This window comes from Kibdelosporangium banguiense (assembly GCF_017876405.1).
In the GTDB taxonomy this organism is placed as follows: domain Bacteria; phylum Actinomycetota; class Actinomycetes; order Mycobacteriales; family Pseudonocardiaceae; genus Kibdelosporangium; species Kibdelosporangium banguiense.
In genome coordinates this window covers 3,910,019-3,925,568 of the sequence record NZ_JAGINW010000001.1, presented here as the reverse complement: position 1 = coordinate 3,925,568, position 15,550 = coordinate 3,910,019, and the positions used below count along the sequence as shown (strand labels likewise).

The 15,550-nt window shown below is 65.3% G+C and carries 14 protein-coding genes, 2 tRNA genes and 1 pseudogene; 14 read left to right on the top strand and 3 right to left on the bottom strand.

The window, feature by feature from the left end; all coding sequences use genetic code 11:
- Positions 1–13 precede the first annotated feature (13 nt).
- The 4 genes from sthA to JOF56_RS18695 all read left to right on the top strand — a co-directional run bounded on the left by sthA (position 14) and on the right by JOF56_RS18695 (position 4,891).
- The gene (gene sthA, locus JOF56_RS18710; RefSeq protein WP_209639700.1) at positions 14–1,417 is read left to right on the top strand and encodes a Si-specific NAD(P)(+) transhydrogenase; all 1,404 of its coding nucleotides are present in this window, start codon (positions 14–16) and stop codon (positions 1,415–1,417) included.
- A gap of 88 nt (positions 1,418–1,505) precedes the next feature.
- Entirely contained in the window at positions 1,506–2,903 is a 1,398-nt protein-coding gene (locus JOF56_RS18705) for a neutral zinc metallopeptidase (RefSeq protein ID WP_209639697.1), read from the top strand.
- Between the two features lie 49 nt (positions 2,904–2,952).
- Positions 2,953–4,401 (top strand): neutral zinc metallopeptidase, encoded by a 1,449-nt coding sequence (locus JOF56_RS18700; RefSeq protein ID WP_209639694.1) that lies wholly within the window; start codon positions 2,953–2,955, stop codon positions 4,399–4,401.
- Between the two features lie 70 nt (positions 4,402–4,471).
- Positions 4,472–4,891, top strand: coding sequence for a VOC family protein (locus tag JOF56_RS18695; RefSeq protein WP_245378298.1), 420 nt, complete (start codon positions 4,472–4,474; stop codon positions 4,889–4,891).
- Positions 4,892–5,068: 177 nt separating this feature from the next.
- On the opposite strand, the gene JOF56_RS18690 is transcribed toward JOF56_RS18695, so the two are convergent.
- Both JOF56_RS18690 and JOF56_RS18685 read right to left on the bottom strand, forming a co-directional pair.
- Complete coding sequence (locus tag JOF56_RS18690) at positions 5,069–5,923, bottom strand: SCO6745 family protein (RefSeq protein WP_245378297.1); 855 nt, start codon at positions 5,921–5,923, stop codon at positions 5,069–5,071.
- Positions 5,913–6,083, bottom strand: a pseudogene (locus JOF56_RS18685) (thiamine-binding protein); the annotation flags it as partial. The gene JOF56_RS18690 and the pseudogene JOF56_RS18685, both read right to left, overlap by 11 nt.
- A gap of 79 nt (positions 6,084–6,162) precedes the next feature.
- Between JOF56_RS18685 and JOF56_RS18680 the strand changes: the two are divergent.
- The 3 genes from JOF56_RS18680 to JOF56_RS18670 all read left to right on the top strand — a co-directional run bounded on the left by JOF56_RS18680 (position 6,163) and on the right by JOF56_RS18670 (position 9,489).
- Positions 6,163–7,764: a recombinase family protein gene (locus tag JOF56_RS18680; protein WP_209639684.1), complete on the top strand. Its 1,602-nt coding sequence runs from the start codon at positions 6,163–6,165 to the stop codon at positions 7,762–7,764.
- A 33-nt stretch (positions 7,765–7,797) separates the two neighbouring features.
- Positions 7,798–8,025 (top strand): hypothetical protein, encoded by a 228-nt coding sequence (locus tag JOF56_RS18675; RefSeq protein ID WP_209639681.1) that lies wholly within the window; start codon positions 7,798–7,800, stop codon positions 8,023–8,025.
- Positions 8,026–8,463: 438 nt separating this feature from the next.
- A complete protein-coding gene (locus JOF56_RS18670) occupies positions 8,464–9,489 on the top strand; it encodes a hypothetical protein (protein WP_209639678.1) in 1,026 nt (341 codons plus the stop codon).
- A 242-nt stretch (positions 9,490–9,731) separates the two neighbouring features.
- Here the strand turns inward: JOF56_RS18670 and JOF56_RS18665 are convergent, their stop codons facing one another.
- Positions 9,732–10,013, bottom strand: coding sequence for a hypothetical protein (locus JOF56_RS18665; protein WP_209639675.1), 282 nt, complete (start codon positions 10,011–10,013; stop codon positions 9,732–9,734).
- A 478-nt stretch (positions 10,014–10,491) separates the two neighbouring features.
- Here JOF56_RS18665 and JOF56_RS18660 point away from each other — a divergent pair.
- From JOF56_RS18660 to JOF56_RS18630, 7 genes are all read left to right on the top strand, one after another.
- Positions 10,492–10,564: transfer RNA gene (locus JOF56_RS18660), tRNA-Ser, on the top strand.
- 4 nt (positions 10,565–10,568) lie between these two features.
- Positions 10,569–10,651, top strand: a tRNA-Ser gene (locus JOF56_RS18655).
- 1,047 nt (positions 10,652–11,698) lie between these two features.
- Positions 11,699–11,977, top strand: coding sequence for a hypothetical protein (locus tag JOF56_RS18650; RefSeq protein WP_209639673.1), 279 nt, complete (start codon positions 11,699–11,701; stop codon positions 11,975–11,977).
- 42 nt (positions 11,978–12,019) lie between these two features.
- Complete coding sequence (locus JOF56_RS18645; protein WP_209639670.1) at positions 12,020–12,352, top strand: phage tail fiber protein; 333 nt, start codon at positions 12,020–12,022, stop codon at positions 12,350–12,352.
- Positions 12,353–12,386: 34 nt separating this feature from the next.
- The gene (locus JOF56_RS18640) at positions 12,387–13,391 is read left to right on the top strand and encodes a hypothetical protein (protein ID WP_209639667.1); all 1,005 of its coding nucleotides are present in this window, start codon (positions 12,387–12,389) and stop codon (positions 13,389–13,391) included.
- A gap of 9 nt (positions 13,392–13,400) precedes the next feature.
- Positions 13,401–13,880: a hypothetical protein gene (locus JOF56_RS18635; protein WP_209639665.1), complete on the top strand. Its 480-nt coding sequence runs from the start codon at positions 13,401–13,403 to the stop codon at positions 13,878–13,880.
- Between the two features lie 24 nt (positions 13,881–13,904).
- Positions 13,905–15,536 (top strand): terminase large subunit domain-containing protein, encoded by a 1,632-nt coding sequence (locus JOF56_RS18630; protein WP_209639662.1) that lies wholly within the window; start codon positions 13,905–13,907, stop codon positions 15,534–15,536.
- Positions 15,537–15,550 lie beyond the last annotated feature (14 nt).

Genomic DNA, 15,550 nt, shown 5'->3' with positions numbered 1-15,550 from the left:
CAGGCTGTGGGGCGTGACTGCGCACGACTATGACCTGATCGTCATCGGTTCCGGGCCGGGCGGGCAAAAAGCCGCGATCGCCGCGGCCAAACTGGGCAAACGCGTCGCCATCGTGGACAAACACGACATGGTCGGCGGCGTCTGCGTGAACACCGGCACCATCCCGTCCAAGACTCTGCGCGAAGCCGTGCTCTATCTGACCGGCATGAGCCAGCGCGAGCTGTATGGCGCGAGTTATCGCGTCAAGCAGGACATCACAATCGCCGACCTGCTCGCGCGCACGCAGCACGTGATCGGCCGCGAGGTCGAGGTCGTGCGGGCGCAGTTGCTGCGTAACCACGTCGACGTGATCGACGGGATCGCGAAGTTCGTCGACCCGCACACGCTGGCGATCGAGGGCCGGTCACGGACCACGATCAGCGGCGGCAAGATCGTGATCGCCACCGGCACGAAGCCGGCCCGGCCCGGCGAGGTCGACTTCGACCAGGCCCGGGTGCTCGATTCCGACGAGATCCTGCAGATGGAGTCCATCCCGGCGTCGCTGGTCGTGGTCGGCGCGGGCGTGATCGGCATCGAGTACGCGTCCATGTTCGCCGCGCTGGGCTGCCGGGTGACCGTGGTCGAGCAGCGTGAGCAGATGCTGGAGTTCTGCGATCCGGAGATCGTCGAGTCGCTGAAGTTCCACCTGCGGGACCTGGCGGTGACGTTCCGGTTCGGCGAGAAGGTCGTCGACGTGGCGGTGAACTCGATCGGCACGGTCACCACTCTGGCCAGCGGCAAGCGGATCCCGGCCGAAGCGGTGATGTACTCGGCCGGGCGGCAGGGCATGACCTCCGAGCTCGACCTGGAGAAGGCTGGGCTGGAGGCCGACAAGCGCGGCCGCCTCGCGGTCGGCCCGCACTACGTGACCTCGGTGAATCACATCTACGCGGTCGGCGACGTGATCGGTTTCCCCGCACTGGCCGCGACTTCGATGGACCAGGGCCGGCTGGCGGCCTACCACGCCTTCGGCGAGCCGACGAACGAACTCGCGGCCCTGCAACCTATCGGTATCTATACGATTCCGGAGATCTCGTACTGCGGCGCGACCGAGGCCGAACTGACCACTTCCTCGGTGCCGTACGAGATCGGCACGGCGCGTTATCGCGAACTTGCCCGAGGTCAGATCGCCGGCGACTCCTACGGGATGCTCAAACTCCTGGTGTCCACAACGGACCGAACCTTGCTCGGCGTGCACGTTTTCGGCACGGCGGCGACCGAACTGGTGCACATCGGCCAGGCCGTGATGGGCTGCGGCGGCACCGTGGACTACCTCGTGGACGCTGTTTTCAACTACCCGACGTTCTCCGAGGCCTACAAAGTGGCCGCGCTGGACGCCACGAACAAGATCCGCGCCCTGGAAAAGTTCCGTCCTTGATCGTCCTGAGCTGCACTTTTGGGCGGTGATATCGGTCAAGCGCATGCTCGGGCCCCCGTGGGCGCGGACGAACAGGCACACTTGAGGGGTGTCTCGGTCATTCGGCGTAGCCAGTGCCGTGGTGGCACTTGCCCTGGTGTTGTCCGCGTGTACGACCACAGTCGCGGGCAGACCGCTGGCTGCTGGACGAGTGATCGACTCCGGCAAGTCCGGCCAGGAGGTCAACCCGTCGTTCATCAACAACACCGACGGGGGTGAGATCGACAAGCTGGCCGGAACCGTGGTCAAGGACGTCGAGAAGTACTGGGAGGAGACCTTCCCCAAGACGTTCGACAACAAGCCGTACCAGCCGCTGCGCGGCGGCTACTACTCGGTGGACACCAGCAAGGCGAACTCGCCTGCGCCGCCGTGCACCGACCAGGCCTCGGACGTGGAGGGCAACGCGTTCTACTGCCCGTCCGCCGACGTGATCGCGTGGGACCGTGTCGCGTTGCTGCCGGTGCTGAAGAACAAGTTCGGCGAGGCCTCCGTCATGCTCGTGCTCGCGCACGAAATGGGGCACGCCGTGCAACGCCGCGCAGGCTTGACGCAGGCAGCAGAGCGCGCGAACCCACAGCGGTTCCCCACGATCCTGCTCGAAGCGCAGGCAGACTGCTATGCGGGCTCGTTCGTGCGCTGGGTGTCCGACGGCAAAGCCCCACGGCTACAGCTGGACCGTGACGCGCTCGACCCCGCGCTCGAGGCGATGGTGCTGTTCCGTGACCCGGTCGGCACGTCTCAGACCGCCGAGGGCGCGCACGGCGACGCGTTCGACCGCGTGTCGGCTTTCCAGGACGGCTTCGAGAAGGGCGCGAAGCTGTGTTCGGAGATCACCGTGGAAAACCGGACCTTCACCCAGCGCGGCTTCCTGTCCGCGGACGACCAGGCCAGCGGCGGAAACCTGACCCTGGACAAGGCGATCGACGGCATCCAGACCGAAGCGGGCAAGTACCTGCAGGCCGAGATGACCAAACTGGGCAAGCAATGGCCGGGCACCAAACTCCAACAGGTGACCGCCGCCCCCCGATGCTCCAAGGGCGACCAGGGCCCGGCCGCGTATTGCCCCGAGCAGCGTGAGATCGATGTGCAGACAAAGGGCAAGCTGTCCGAGTTGCACACCAAGATCGGCGACTGGTCGACCGGGACAATCCTCGGCAGCCGCTACGGCCTTTCGGTGCTGGCTGTCCTGGGCAAACCGCTCACCGGTCCGGAAGCGCAGAAATCCGCGCTCTGCGTGTCCGGCGCGTACAGCGGGTTTCTGCTCGCCCGCAACGACAACGGCTTCACGTTGTCCCCCGGCGATCTCGACGAGGCGGTCCAGGTGTTGCTCGGGTACGACTTCGCCGCGCGTGACGTGGAAGGCAAGGCGCCTGCCACCGGTTTTGAGCGGGTCACGGCATTCCGAGCGGGTGTGGTCGGCGGGTTCGACGGTTGCAAGCTCGGCTGAGTCCCCGGTTTCCGGCGTGTCCTCAGGACCCCCACAGTAGGGTGCGGGCGTGCGGTCATATCTGACTTTGGCGCTTGCCGCGGTCGCGTTGGTGCTCGTGAGCTGCGCACAGGCAGTCCCTGGCGTTCCCAAAGCAGAAGGCGATGTCGACCCCGGCACAGTCGCGGGCCTGCGCGTCACCAACGACAACGAAGTGCCCAGCGGCCCCAAACAGAGCGCTCCGCAAGTCGACTTGTCGGCCGAGAACGGCGACAACAGTTCAATGGACGCCCTCGCCCTCGCGGCGCTCGCGGATCTGTACGAGTACTGGACCGAGCGAATGCCCGCCGACTTCGACGGGCAGAAATTCACGCCGCTGGCGCGGCTCGTGTCGTACGACTCCAAGGGCAATTCACTCAAGCTGTGCCAGACGAACACGGCAGGCCTGGTCAACGCCTTCTACTGCAGCCTCGACGACAGTATTGCCTGGGACCGTGGTGTCCTGCTCCCCGAGCTGAGCAAGCAGTTCGGCAAAATGTCGATCGTCACCGTGCTGGCGCACGAAACAGGCCACGCAGTCCAGTTCAAACTGGGCGGGCGAAGCGGAATCACCCAGGCGACAAAAACGATCGTCAAAGAGCAGCAGGCGGACTGTTATGCCGGCGCCTTTTTCCGCTGGATAGCGGACGGAAAGTCGAAGCGTTTCCAGATCTCCACCGGCGAGGGCCTCAACAAGGTGCTCGCGACGATGTTCTTCATCCGCGACCCAGCGGGCACGGACGCGAACAAACAGGGCGCCCACGGCCTGGCCTGGGATCGGGTCTTCGGCTTCCAGGTCGGCTTCAGCGACGGTCCGAAACGCTGCGCCCGCATGGACCAGGAAGAGATCGACAAGCGAATCAGCGAGCAGAAGTTCGCCGAAGACGACACCGGCCGCGGAAACCTGCCGCTGAACGCGGAGAATCTCCGGAAACTGAAGGTAAGCCTGGACGAAGCCTTCAAGCAGAGCGGAGTGACCCCGCCCCAGCTGAAGGACAACGGCTCCCGCTGTCCGAACGGAAAAGCCACCGAGCCTGCCGCCTTCTGCCCGGAAGACAACTCAGTGGTCCTTGACCTGAAAAAACTGGCGGAAATAGCAAAACCCCCGAAACGCGACCAAGAACCAGGAGAAGATGGCGTAGGGATCGGAGACTTCGCCGCCTTCGCCGAAGTAGCCTCCCGCTACACAATGGCAGTGCAAAAATCGGTAGGCCTCTCCCTGGACGACGAAAAAGCAGGCCTGAGAACAGCCTGCCTTACCGGAGCCTGGGCCAGAGTGGCGGAAAAACCCGGCACCCAGGAAAACCCCCTCAGGATATCACCGGGAGACCTGGACGAAGCCGTAGCCGAAATGCTCATGGGCAAAAGCCTGATCGCAGCCGACATCAACGGAAACCCGGTAAAAGCAGGCTTCGCCCGGGTGGAGGCCTTCCGGATAGGCCACACCAACGCCAAAGAGTGCACAGCCCGATTCTCCTGACAGACGTCACGGCCCGGCCTGGCCAGATCGGTCAGGATTCAAGAAGTCAAGTCGCGCGGACGCACCTAGCATGATCGCCATGGACATCACCATCCACACGACGGTCCTCCCCCATGACGACCCCGAGGCCTCCGTGGCCTTCTATCGCGACGTACTCGGCTTCGAGGTCCGCACCGACGTGGGCCAGGGCAAGATGCGCTGGATCACGGTCGGCCCACCCGGCCAGCCAGGCACCTCCATCCTGCTGGCCCCACCGGCCGCCGACCCCGGAATCACCGACGAAGAACGCAACACAATCGCCACAATGATGGCCAAGGGGACCTACGGCTGGATCCTCCTGGCCACCCCGGACCTCGACAGCACATTCGAGCAGGTGCAAGCCGGCGACGCCGAGGTAGTCCAGGAGCCGACCGAGCAGCCGTACGGAATCCGCGACTGCGCCTTCCGCGACCCAGCAGGCAACTTGATCCGCATCCAGGAAACCCGCTAAGGGAGCCCTCATGTGCAAACCCTCATGGGGACGAGCACGCGCAGAGGCCCACCGCCTAAGCGACCTCGCCCAAGGAAACGAGATCAGCCGGGCCGGCTCCGGCGCCGCCGCTGAGATGCCCGAAGACGACCAGCGCGGCGACGCCAGGAACCATCCCAGCAAAGCAGGATGCACGGCCTAGCCGAGAACTGACCGTGCGTCGATGGCCATAGGGTTGGTATGCATGGCTTCGTTCTGGTCGGCAAGTACTTTCACCAAGGGGCGCAACAACTCTGCCAGGCGCTGCGTCTTCTCGGCGCCCAAAGCGTGCCAGGGCGAGGAAGCGAGCTCGTCGGTGAGCTGTTCGATCTCGGCTCGCAGGGCGGTTCCGGCCTCGGTGATCGAGCTGTCGGACAGGAGGCCGCGGTCGCTCAGCCTGGACTCGGCCGCGGCCCATTCCTCCGAAGACCAGCCGCGCGCTTTCTGCATGTACGCCTGAGAAACCTTGCGTTCCGCGGCGAACAGAACCAACGTCTCGACCGGAGAAAGCTGCGCGGCGACCAGAGCGGCGACGTGACCGTCCCCACGGGACTCGCGCAACACGGTCGCTGCCTGCCACAAAGCGAGATGCGGCTGCGAAGGCGACTCGAGTGCAGCGTTCGCGGCAGCCAAAGGACGCCCAGCGATCGGCGCGTGCCGGGCCGCCTCCTGCGCCAGGTCTGCGGCTTCGGAAACAGTCGACACAGCCGGCCCGAGCATGCGCTTGAGCGCGCCGTCCACCCCAGCGAGACGGGTCGCTAGAAAGTCTGCTGGCGAGGCGATCTGCCAGGCGTCCGGGATCGCGCGCCGGACCATCCATGGGTGGAAGTTGTAGAACGTCGAGATCACCATTTCGGGCGGGACGGCCCCCAGGGGCGCCGCCCGCATGCCGAAGTAGCCCATCCAGCCGCCTTTGCAGCCCAGTTTGTCGGCCGCCGCCCTGGATTCGGGGGTGAAGTACGTGACGTCGTGGTAGGTCTCGAAAAGTACCCACATCTGCCGGCTACTGATCAAGGTGCTGCTCCAGTCGTTCGACCTTGGCCGTGATCTGCCCGGTGTAGCCCGGCCTGATGTCCGCTTTGAGCACGAGGCTCACTCGCGGCGCGTCGGCTTGCAGTACTTCGATGGCGCGCTTCACCACCGCCATCACTTCGTCCCATTCGCCGTCAACGTTTCGCATATGGGTAATCAAATCCATCGCGGTTCGCAGACGTGAGCGATGAACCATCGCTGCACGTCAGGAGGACCTACCGATGGCCACGCGCCACACGTTACCCGCCGCTCCGCCGAACACCGCGAGCATCTACGTCCGTCTCTCGAAGCTTGCCGGCGACGAGAACCTCTCGAAGGACGGGATGGTCGAGGACTGCGTCAAGGCGTGTCTCCCCGACAACCTCACGCCCATCGCTATCCACATTGACGACGGCATCTCCGGTGCGGTCCGGAACCGGCCAGAGTTCACGGCCTGGCTCGACGACGCTCGGGAGTGCCGCGCGTCCACCCTGGTCACCTGGCACGTCGACCGGCTCACCCGTGAGGGCATCAACGTCGCCGCACTGATCATGGACACGATCGAAGGCAAGGACCCTGAAACCGGCAAGCCCGTCCGCGCGGAGGCGCGCCTGATCGACACCAAGGGCCTCGACTCGGCAGGCGATGAGACGACATTCCGCTTCCGCTTCGTCATCGCAGCCGAGCTTGCACGCGGAGAGCGGGTCCGCATGATCGACCGCTCCCGCGCCCGGCATCGCCGTTCGCGCGAATCCGGCCGTTGGTCCGGCGGAGTGATCCCGTACGGCTTCCGTCCCGTGAAGGCGACGAACGGGAAGGGCCTCGTCCTCGAACAGCACCCTGAGGAGGCCCGCGCCGTGCGTGAGGCAGCCGACCGCATCCTCTCCGGTGCGAGCTGGGGCGCCGTCACGCGCTGGCTCAATTCCTCCGAGGGCTATCCGCCGCGCAGGGCAGATGCGTGGTCGTCGACGACCGTTCGCAAGATCCTCACCGGAGGCCCGCAGGCTGGCTACCTCGTCAAGACAGTGAACGGTCAGAAAAGGCCGGTGGTCGACGCCAACGGCGACATCGTCACAGTCCCCGCCATCCTGACGCCGGACGAGTCCGCAACGATCCGCGCGATGGTGGACGAGGCCGCCGAGCGTCGGCTTCAGGAGCTGGGCCGGTCGTTCAGCGATCACACGACGGGTGGTCGTCACTCGACGCGCTGGCTCTCCGGCGTCGCGACGTGCGCGTCCTGTGGCCGCCTCCTTGCCTTCTCCCAGGCGCATAACGGCGGACGCGGGATGTACTTCTGCCGGAACGACAGCAACGGCGGATGTCCTCATCCTCCCTACGTCGCGTCCGCGCGCCTGGAGGAGCACGTCGAGAGCACATTCCTCGGCACGTTCGGTGATCGGCCGGAGTACCTGAAGCGTCGCGAGGTGAGCGGCGCGGCCGAGATCTCCGCCGCCGAGGAGGCCGTCACCACAGCCATCGCCGCCCTGTCGGAGGCCGCGACCGCGGAGGCGTTCAAGGCGCTCCAGAACGCCCAGGCTCGTCGCGAAGCGGCCCTCAACGCTCCGCGCGTGCTGAACGAACGGGTCGTCGAGACCGGCCGCACGATGCGCGAGGCGTGGGAGGCGACGGCCGAGAACCCGGAGGCCCGCCGCGACCTCCTCCGGGCGAACTACGCCGCGATCGCCGTCCGCCGGTCCGCGCCGGATAACCACGGCTCGAAGGTGTGGGACCCGCGCCGCGTGACCATGGTCGCGAATTCCCCGGTCGTCGTCGGCCTCACCGAGCACACCTACCGCCACGGCATCGCCGTCGTGAACGTCGAGGAGGAGACCGCCGCATCGTGAGCACGGCGGCACCGCTTCGCAGATCTCCAGGGTATGAAGACCCCTGTCCAGAACTGTGCCAAGCGCCTCGCCACGCTCTGCCACAGCGCCGCCGACCGCCTCCTGGACCTCGGCCTCCTCACCTTCGAGAGCCAAGGCACGATGACCGTGTGGGACTTGGCCGTTGTCCGGGTCGCGTACGGCCTCCTCGTTCTCGGCAACCTCGTCGAGCGGGCCTCCGGACGAGAGGACGCAAGGACTTCTCCGGAGGGACGAGTTTGAGCATCCACGAACTCGTTGGTGGCATCACCGACCCCGACGAGAAGGCCTCCGCAGCGTCCGCTATCCGGCACGCTGTAGCTCGACGGCTCCGCGCCGTCGAGTCCAGCAGGGTTCCGCGGATCATCCGGGCCGCCAAACGGTGCCCGTCGTGCCGAACGGATAAGCCGGTCGCCGAGTTCGGCCGGAACTCCGCCCGGCCCGACGGCCTCCAGTCCGTCTGTCGGGCGTGCCGTTGACGAAAGCCCCCGTCTCCTCACTAGGAGGCGGGGGCTCTTTGCGTTTACACGTGCCCACCTTGTTTCGCCGACACCAGATGCGGATGGCTGGGGGCGGACTTGTTGTCGAGGGTGGCTCCGTGAGAGCGGTTGACGGGCGAGTACGCGGTGTTCCCCGACAAATGGGTGGCCGGCCTGCTCGCCGTCAGGCACCCTTGACGCCGTGAAACAGCTTGAGCGCCTCGTGGTGCATGTCGAAGAGGCGATCCGTTTCGGCACGGCACAGGATGAACCTCACCTTCGACTGGGCCTGATGATGATCGACTCGGCAGCTGAGCTCATGATGTATCGCGAGACCGACTACCTGCTACGCTGGGGCGCGGAGTATGGGGAGTGGCTGAAGCGCGCCGAAGAGTCCTTAGCACGCGGATTCGGCGACCAGAAGCACGTTGACGAGTTGCGCGGGAAGGTGTTCTCAAAGACTCAACGCAAGAAGATCGAGCGCGAATTCAATGCGAAGTGCGACCTGCTGGTTCGGGAAAACATCCTCGACGTAGCCCAAGCGCGGGTATTGAAGAAACTGCACGAGTACCGCAATGAGACCTACCACCGCGACGAATTGCGTCCGGCCACACTGGCAAGCGCAACCAGGATCTACATCTACTTGGTGTGCACGATGATGACCACGATGCCGGTGCACAGCATGAGCTATTCGTCGCCGATCCCACCGGACACTCTGAAGAAGTACCTGGAGCCAGAGGAGACCGGTCTCGGCGCCGGGATGGACATGCAGGCGCTTATCGGTCGGAAGTTGCTCGCCGTCTCTGGAATCGACAACCAGATGGAAATAGGCGAGGCCCTCGCCGAGCATGTCACCTACCGCCTGGACGAGATCGAGGCCATGGTCGAGGAGTGCGCCTCAGTCTTCAACGACATGAATAACCGCGGTTGGGATTTTCTGTCCGTGCTCGGCATGATCCAGGCGCCTGAGCCCGACGATCCGTTCGATCATGTGCGGCGCACCGTCGAGGACTATCGCAACTGGGCGCGGCCGGTGAACAAGGCGCAATTTCGGGCCTGGCGGACAGCCGCGGCGACGCTGGCGACCGAGACCGACGACCTGATGGCGTTCGCTGCCTTCGCCGATCTCGAAGATGCATTCGAGCCGATAGAACAGCGGGTGATGAAACTAGGACTCGACGTCGACAGAGCAATCCAGCATGAGATCGACGTTGCACGGGGCAAGTGACGACGATTCGTAGGTCGGTTCTCCGTTTACACGAGGTGAGTCACAGCGTCCGCCGATATACCCAGTAGAGAGCACTGGACCTTCTGGGTCCGCCGACGCGAGCCCCTGGGGGCGCCGCGGGCCGGTCCCGTGCCCTGCGATCGGCAGTACGCGATACCCGTAGCCGACCGCCGCCCCGTCGAGCGCGCTCCTCCGCTTGCTACCCGGAGTGGAGCGCCCGGCGGGGCCTTCATCTTCCCGCGTCAGGTCGGCTTCGGACGCTGCTGTGGGTTCTGGCCGCGGCGTCCCGGTTTCTTTTCGACGCGCGGCGGCTTGTTCACGTTGCGCTGCCTCCTGTTCGCTCCATTTGGCACGTGCGTGATCAAGCCGCCCCCCTTCGATCCGACGACTCCCTGGTAAATGACGAGCGCACGGTCGCGCTGCTTTTCGTCCAGCGCACAATTGAGGACCTGCTGCGCTGACTTGTTTCGCAACCGCGTCGCTGACACTGAATCGTAGGCCTCAGTGAAGCGGTGCAGATTCATGATCACTAACGTTGCAAAGATCGCCCAAGGGCCGTGCGTCGCCAAAGTTTGGAGCAAAGACAAGAGTTGAGGATGCATTCCGGTTCCCCGCCTAGGTTGAGCGGGAACCGCGTCGGGGCTAACCCGGCGACGCATGGTTCCACGCATGACTATCGACAGTCACGCGTGTTCAGGCAGTCGCCAGCGGGTGATCAGGGCTTCTTACCAGCCTCTTGATCATCCCAGCCTCTCGGTGCGGACGGAGGCTCAACTTCTCCGACGGCCATATCAGCATGAACGCCGACAGCAGGACCGCTACGAGGATGACCTCGAACATAGACTCGAACAGAGAGGCGAGTGCCTGAATACAGTGGTGTGCCCGTGTGGTGACGGCGAACCTGACGTTCCATCGGACGTCACGTCGACCGGTGCCGAAACGGGCGGACTGCATAGCCGCATTCTGCCCCATCGAGCCCCGCATCGGTACTGGGGGCACCAGTCCCGGATAGCTCAGATGGCAGAGCAGCGGATTGCTAGTCCGCAGGTCCCAGGTTCGAGGCCTGGTCTGGGAGCAATGGAGAGTGGCCGCACGGCGATGGCACCCGCTTCGAAAGCGGGTTCGGGCTCTGCCCTACGGGGTTCGACTCCCTGACTCTCCGCAATATTCCGTTGTCTGGAAGGAGTCCGTGGTGAGGACGCCGCCGAACACACTGCGTGCGCTCCAACGTGCCGGCTACAAGTGCCAGACCCGCACATCCGAGGGCTACCAATGCAATGCTCCTGCCGGCCACGTCGACCGCTCGACGGGCCTGGTCGTATGCCAGGGCCATAAGGGTGGCACGGCGAGTATCTGAGCCTGCTTAGGTTCCCATAAGGGTAGTTATGGGAACCTAGCTGATCACGTAATGCCTGGTCAGGCAGGACGACCGACGGAGCGCGCCGCTTCTGCCCGGCGCTTCATCCGTGTCTTCGCAGGTAGCGCCTAGTCTAGGTTCCGCATACTACCCTTATGGGAACCTAGCCGGGCGTGTATCTGGTAGCGACCTACCCCGGCTGTCCACCGTGCACCGGCGACGAGCACCCGGGGCACATCCCCAGACCTTCCGCCCCCAGCTCCCGAGTGGTCGAACTGGGGGCGTACGTCCGTCCATTTGCCTCAACCTGACAGGGCCGACGGCGACGCTCAAGAGTGAAGGGCAGAAGGTAGGCCCACATGCCCAGGGCTAGGCGCGTATGCCGCGAGCATGGATGCCACGAGACCACCACCTCGACCCGCTGCGCTGAGTGCCAACGCAAATACGAGGCTCAGCGCGGATCGGCCGCAAAGCGTGGCTACGGACACGCACATCGCAAGGCCACAGCACGAGCCAAGGCCAAGGTCACTCACTGTGCCCGATGTGGATTGCCGTTCACTGCCGACAATCCTGCGACTGGTGGTCACATCAAAGCAGTCCGAAATGGAGGTTCTGTCCACGACGGCATCGAGGCGCAGTGTCGGCGATGCAACTACGGATGGCGTCGTACGGGCCTCTAGAAACTTCGCTGACACGCGCACGCTTCAGACCATCGGATCACGCCGGCACTCCCCCTGGGGGTCCCTCCCCTCCCCTGGGATCTCTGGAGACCGGTGGAGAGGGCGGCTCGGGGTCAGTCAGGTTCAAACATCCCCAAAGTCATCACCAGACCAGACCACAGGAGGTCACCGAATGGCCCTCGTGTGGGTCGCCCTCGCTCCAATCTGGCACGGCCAGTTCCGCGCGTTCAACATCGGTGAGATCGTCCCGGACTCCGTCGAGGCCCGCTGGGACTACTCCGGCCAGGGCCTCGTCGCCCGCCAGGAGATCCCCGACGGAGGGAGCCCTGACCTTGAAGAGATCGGTGTGGCATTCCGCAAGGACGTCGTCCTCCGATCCCAGCTCCACCTCGGGAAGACGCCACCCGAGTCGCCGGCCGTCGGGACCGTCTGGATCGACACCTCCGTCTGACCGTCTCACCAAGATTTCTCGGTCCCGAACACGAGGAGCCCCATGCCCATCGACACGGCGAAGCAGCGGGAGAACCTGGCTCTCGCATACGGCAACGCAGCTACTCACGTCGCCGCTCACTCCACAGACCCAGGCAACACCGGAACAGGCGAAATATCCGGGACGCGGAAGAGCGTCATATGGACGCCCGGCACGGTCGATGGGGTCATCACGGCGACCGTCACCCTCGACATCCCGTCCGGCGCGACCGTCGGCGGCATCGGTCTGTGGGACGCCGCGTCCGGTGGCAACTACCTCGACGGCGGCACTGTCACGGCCCAGGCGTACTCGGCCAACGGCACCTACACGATCACCCTGACCTACACCCAGAACTGACGCCCAGGTTCAGGACCGGAGAGGAGGGCTTCTGTTGGCAATTCAACCGCCCACCTTCGTCGCCGCTTACGGCCCCGGGGCGTACTCCAGCGCAACCACGCTCACGACCTCCGTTACGGCGGACTCCGGCGACGTCCTGGTCCTCGTCGCGACCAGCGGAGACGCCAACAGGACGATCTCGACGCCGACCGGCGGATCGGGCGTGAACTGGACGCCACGTGAGCAGGTCGGCCCGATTGAGCACTACGGCAGAGCCGTCGTGTGGACATCGTCGGTGCCGTCCAGCCATACGTTCACGGTCTCCATGACAGCGGCAGGTGGCAACCCCGGCGACAACAACGTGAGCTTCAAGGTCCTCCGGTTCCGGAACTCTGACGGGATCGGCGCGTCGGCGAAGGCGAACGACATGTGGCTGCCGACCTTGGGCGTCCCGACCACGCAGGAGAACTCAGCCCTCGTCGTCGCGACTACCGACTGGAACGCCCTACCGGGCTCGTCGCGGGCGTGGAATACAGCAGCGGGCCCGGTAACCGAGGTCTACTACTACTCCGGCGCTTCCCAGACCGACTACTTCGGCGTTTACCCGAACGTCGGGGCGCTCGGGACAAAGACAACCGGACTCGTCGCGCCGACCGGACAGCAGTGGTCCATGGTGGCCGTCGAGGTTCTCGGCACCACGGCGCCGAGCGTCGCGCTGTCCGGCTCCGGATCCCTGGCGTTGTCCTCCGCTCTGCCTCATGTAAACACCACCATTCCCGTCGGGGCCGCCGGCTCGCTCGCCCTCCTCGGCTCACCCGCCACCTCCGGATCCGTGTCTCTGTCCGGATCCGGGCCACTGGACATCGCCCATGTCTCCTCCGGCTACTTCGGGTCTCCGAACCCGCTCACGTTCTCTGGCGTCGGCGCGCTCACGCTGGACGACCCCAACGCCAAGCCGGTCTACATGTGGAATGGCGAAACCTGGCGATCCCCTGACGTCTGGGTATGGAACGGCCGGGCGTGGCTTCCCATCCGCGCCAACGACATCCACATTTACTAGGAGGTGACCATGTCCTCTGGTGGTGCCCGTGGCCGATCTGGCCCGGCCCCTGATCTGAACGCGCTTCGCCGCGACCGCGAGGGTGACTGGGTCATCCTCACCGAGCGGACCGGCCCGATACCGACCTGGCCACTCTCCATCCCGGCATCCCCCGCGGAACTCCTTCACTGGGAACGAGCCTGGACCACGCCCCAGGCCACTCAGTGGGAAAAGAACGGTATGGAGGTCGAGGTGGCGCTGTACGTCCGTTCCCTCGCCGAGGCCGAACTGCCCGGCGCAGCCGCGAACCTGCGGAACCTCGTCAAGCAGCTCCAGGAGAACCTCGGCCTCTCGCTCGTCGGACTGGCCCGGTTCCGCTGGAAGATCGCCGACTCTCCTTCTGCCACAACGGCTTCTTTCACCCGACAGTCTCCAGCCGCACGGCCCGCACGGAGCCGTCCTTCGGCGCGCGAACGATTCAAGGTCGTCTCGCCTCCTCAGGACGCATAGTCCAGAAGGGAGGCCGTTTACACGATGGCCTCCCAGCCAGAGTTTCCGCCCATCGACTTCTCCACGCTCGGCTTTCTGATCATCGACTGGATCGAGGCCCACTGCGTCATCCCGGACGGCTTCTCCAAGGGCGACCCGTTCATCCTGTCAGGCTGGCAGGCCTGGAACATCCTCAATCACTACCGCGTCAAGCCAACCGCACAGGGCGTCCGAGCCAATCAGTACGCCTCAGCGTTCGTCCATCGCCGGTCGCAGACCGTCCGTCCACAGAAGACCGGCAAGGGACCCTTCACGTCCGCAGTGGTCTGTGCTGAGGGCGTCGGCCCCGTGCTCCTCGACGGCTGGGCAACCGGCGACGAGGTCTATGACTGCCGCGACTGGGGCTGTGGGTGCGGCTTCCTCTACTTCTACGAGCCCGGCGAGCCCATGGGGACGCACTGGCCCACGCCGCTCATCCAGATCACCGCGACGTCGGAAGAGCAGACGGCCAACATCTACGCCGCGCTCCGGCCGATGATCGAGGGCGGCCCGCTCGCCGAGATCATCCGCAAGACCGGCGAAGAATTCATCCGCCTCCCGAATGACGGACGCATCGACACCGTCACGAGCAACGCCCGTTCACGCCTCGGCGCCCGCGTCACGTTCGTTCCCCAGGACGAGACCGGCATCTGGGTCCCCTCGACTGGAATGGTCAAGGTGGCCGAGACGCAGCGCCGCGGCTTGGCCGGCATGGGTGGTCGGGCCTGGGAGACCACGAACGCGTGGGACCCCACCGAGAACTCCGTGGCACAGCGGACCTACGAGTCCGGCATGGAGGACATCTTCATCGACTTCCCCCAGGCCCCCGTCGCACTTTCCTTCCGCAACAAGGCAGAGCGGCGCCGCATCCTCCGCGCCGTCTACGCCGGGTCCCCCTGGGTCAACCTCGACGACATCGAGGGCGAGGCCGCCGAGCTGCTCCGCGTCGATCCCCAGCAGGCGGAGCGATTCTTCGGCAACCGGCTCGTCTACGCCGCCGGTACTTGGCTCCCGGAGGGACGCTGGGATGAGACAGAGGACGCGCAGAGATCCCCAGTAGACGGAGCTTTCGTCTGCCTCGGCTTTGACGGCTCCGAAAACAACGACTGGACGGCTCTCCGCGCCGAGACTTCTGACGGCTGGCAATTCACGCCGACCTACGGCCCGGACGACCGGCCGACGGTCTGGAACCCGGCCGAGTGGGGCGGCTCGATCCCGCGCGAAGAAGTCCATGCCGCCATCGACGAGTTGTTTACACGCTTCAACGTCGGCCGCCTCTACGCGGACCCTCACGACTGGTACTCCGAGATCGGCGAGTGGTCGCTCAAGTACGGCGAGAAGCACGTCATGGAGTGGGCGACCAACCGGCCCTCCGCCATGTACGACTCGCTCCGCCGGTTCGAAGTGGACCTGGCCTCCGGCCGGCTCACGCATGACGCCTGCAAGATCGCTGAGATCCACGTGGCGAACGCGCGCAAGAAGGCTGTCCCTGGCCAGAAGTACGTCCTCACGAAGCCGACCGACCACCAGAAGATCGACGTAGCGATGGCTTCCGCGCTTGCCCACGAGGCCGCCTCTGACGCGCTCGCGAGTGGCTGGGGGAAGGCGAGGTCCAGGCGCGTCCTGGTCCTCAGTTGACCGTCAATTCCCCC

Excerpts from the sequence above, each read along its gene's own strand:
- JOF56_RS18695 (WP_245378298.1), top strand. The coding sequence starts at position 4,472 with ATGATCGCCATGGACATCACCATCCACACGACGGTCCTCCCCCATGAC.
- JOF56_RS18680 (WP_209639684.1), top strand. The coding sequence starts at position 6,163 with ATGGCCACGCGCCACACGTTACCCGCCGCTCCGCCGAACACCGCGAGC.
- JOF56_RS18675 (WP_209639681.1), top strand. The coding sequence starts at position 7,798 with ATGAAGACCCCTGTCCAGAACTGTGCCAAGCGCCTCGCCACGCTCTGC.
- JOF56_RS18665 (WP_209639675.1), bottom strand. The coding sequence starts at position 10,013 with ATGAATCTGCACCGCTTCACTGAGGCCTACGATTCAGTGTCAGCGACG.
- JOF56_RS18650 (WP_209639673.1), top strand. The coding sequence starts at position 11,699 with ATGGCCCTCGTGTGGGTCGCCCTCGCTCCAATCTGGCACGGCCAGTTC.
- JOF56_RS18645 (WP_209639670.1), top strand. The coding sequence starts at position 12,020 with ATGCCCATCGACACGGCGAAGCAGCGGGAGAACCTGGCTCTCGCATAC.
- JOF56_RS18635 (WP_209639665.1), top strand. The coding sequence starts at position 13,401 with ATGTCCTCTGGTGGTGCCCGTGGCCGATCTGGCCCGGCCCCTGATCTG.
- JOF56_RS18630 (WP_209639662.1), top strand. The coding sequence starts at position 13,905 with ATGGCCTCCCAGCCAGAGTTTCCGCCCATCGACTTCTCCACGCTCGGC.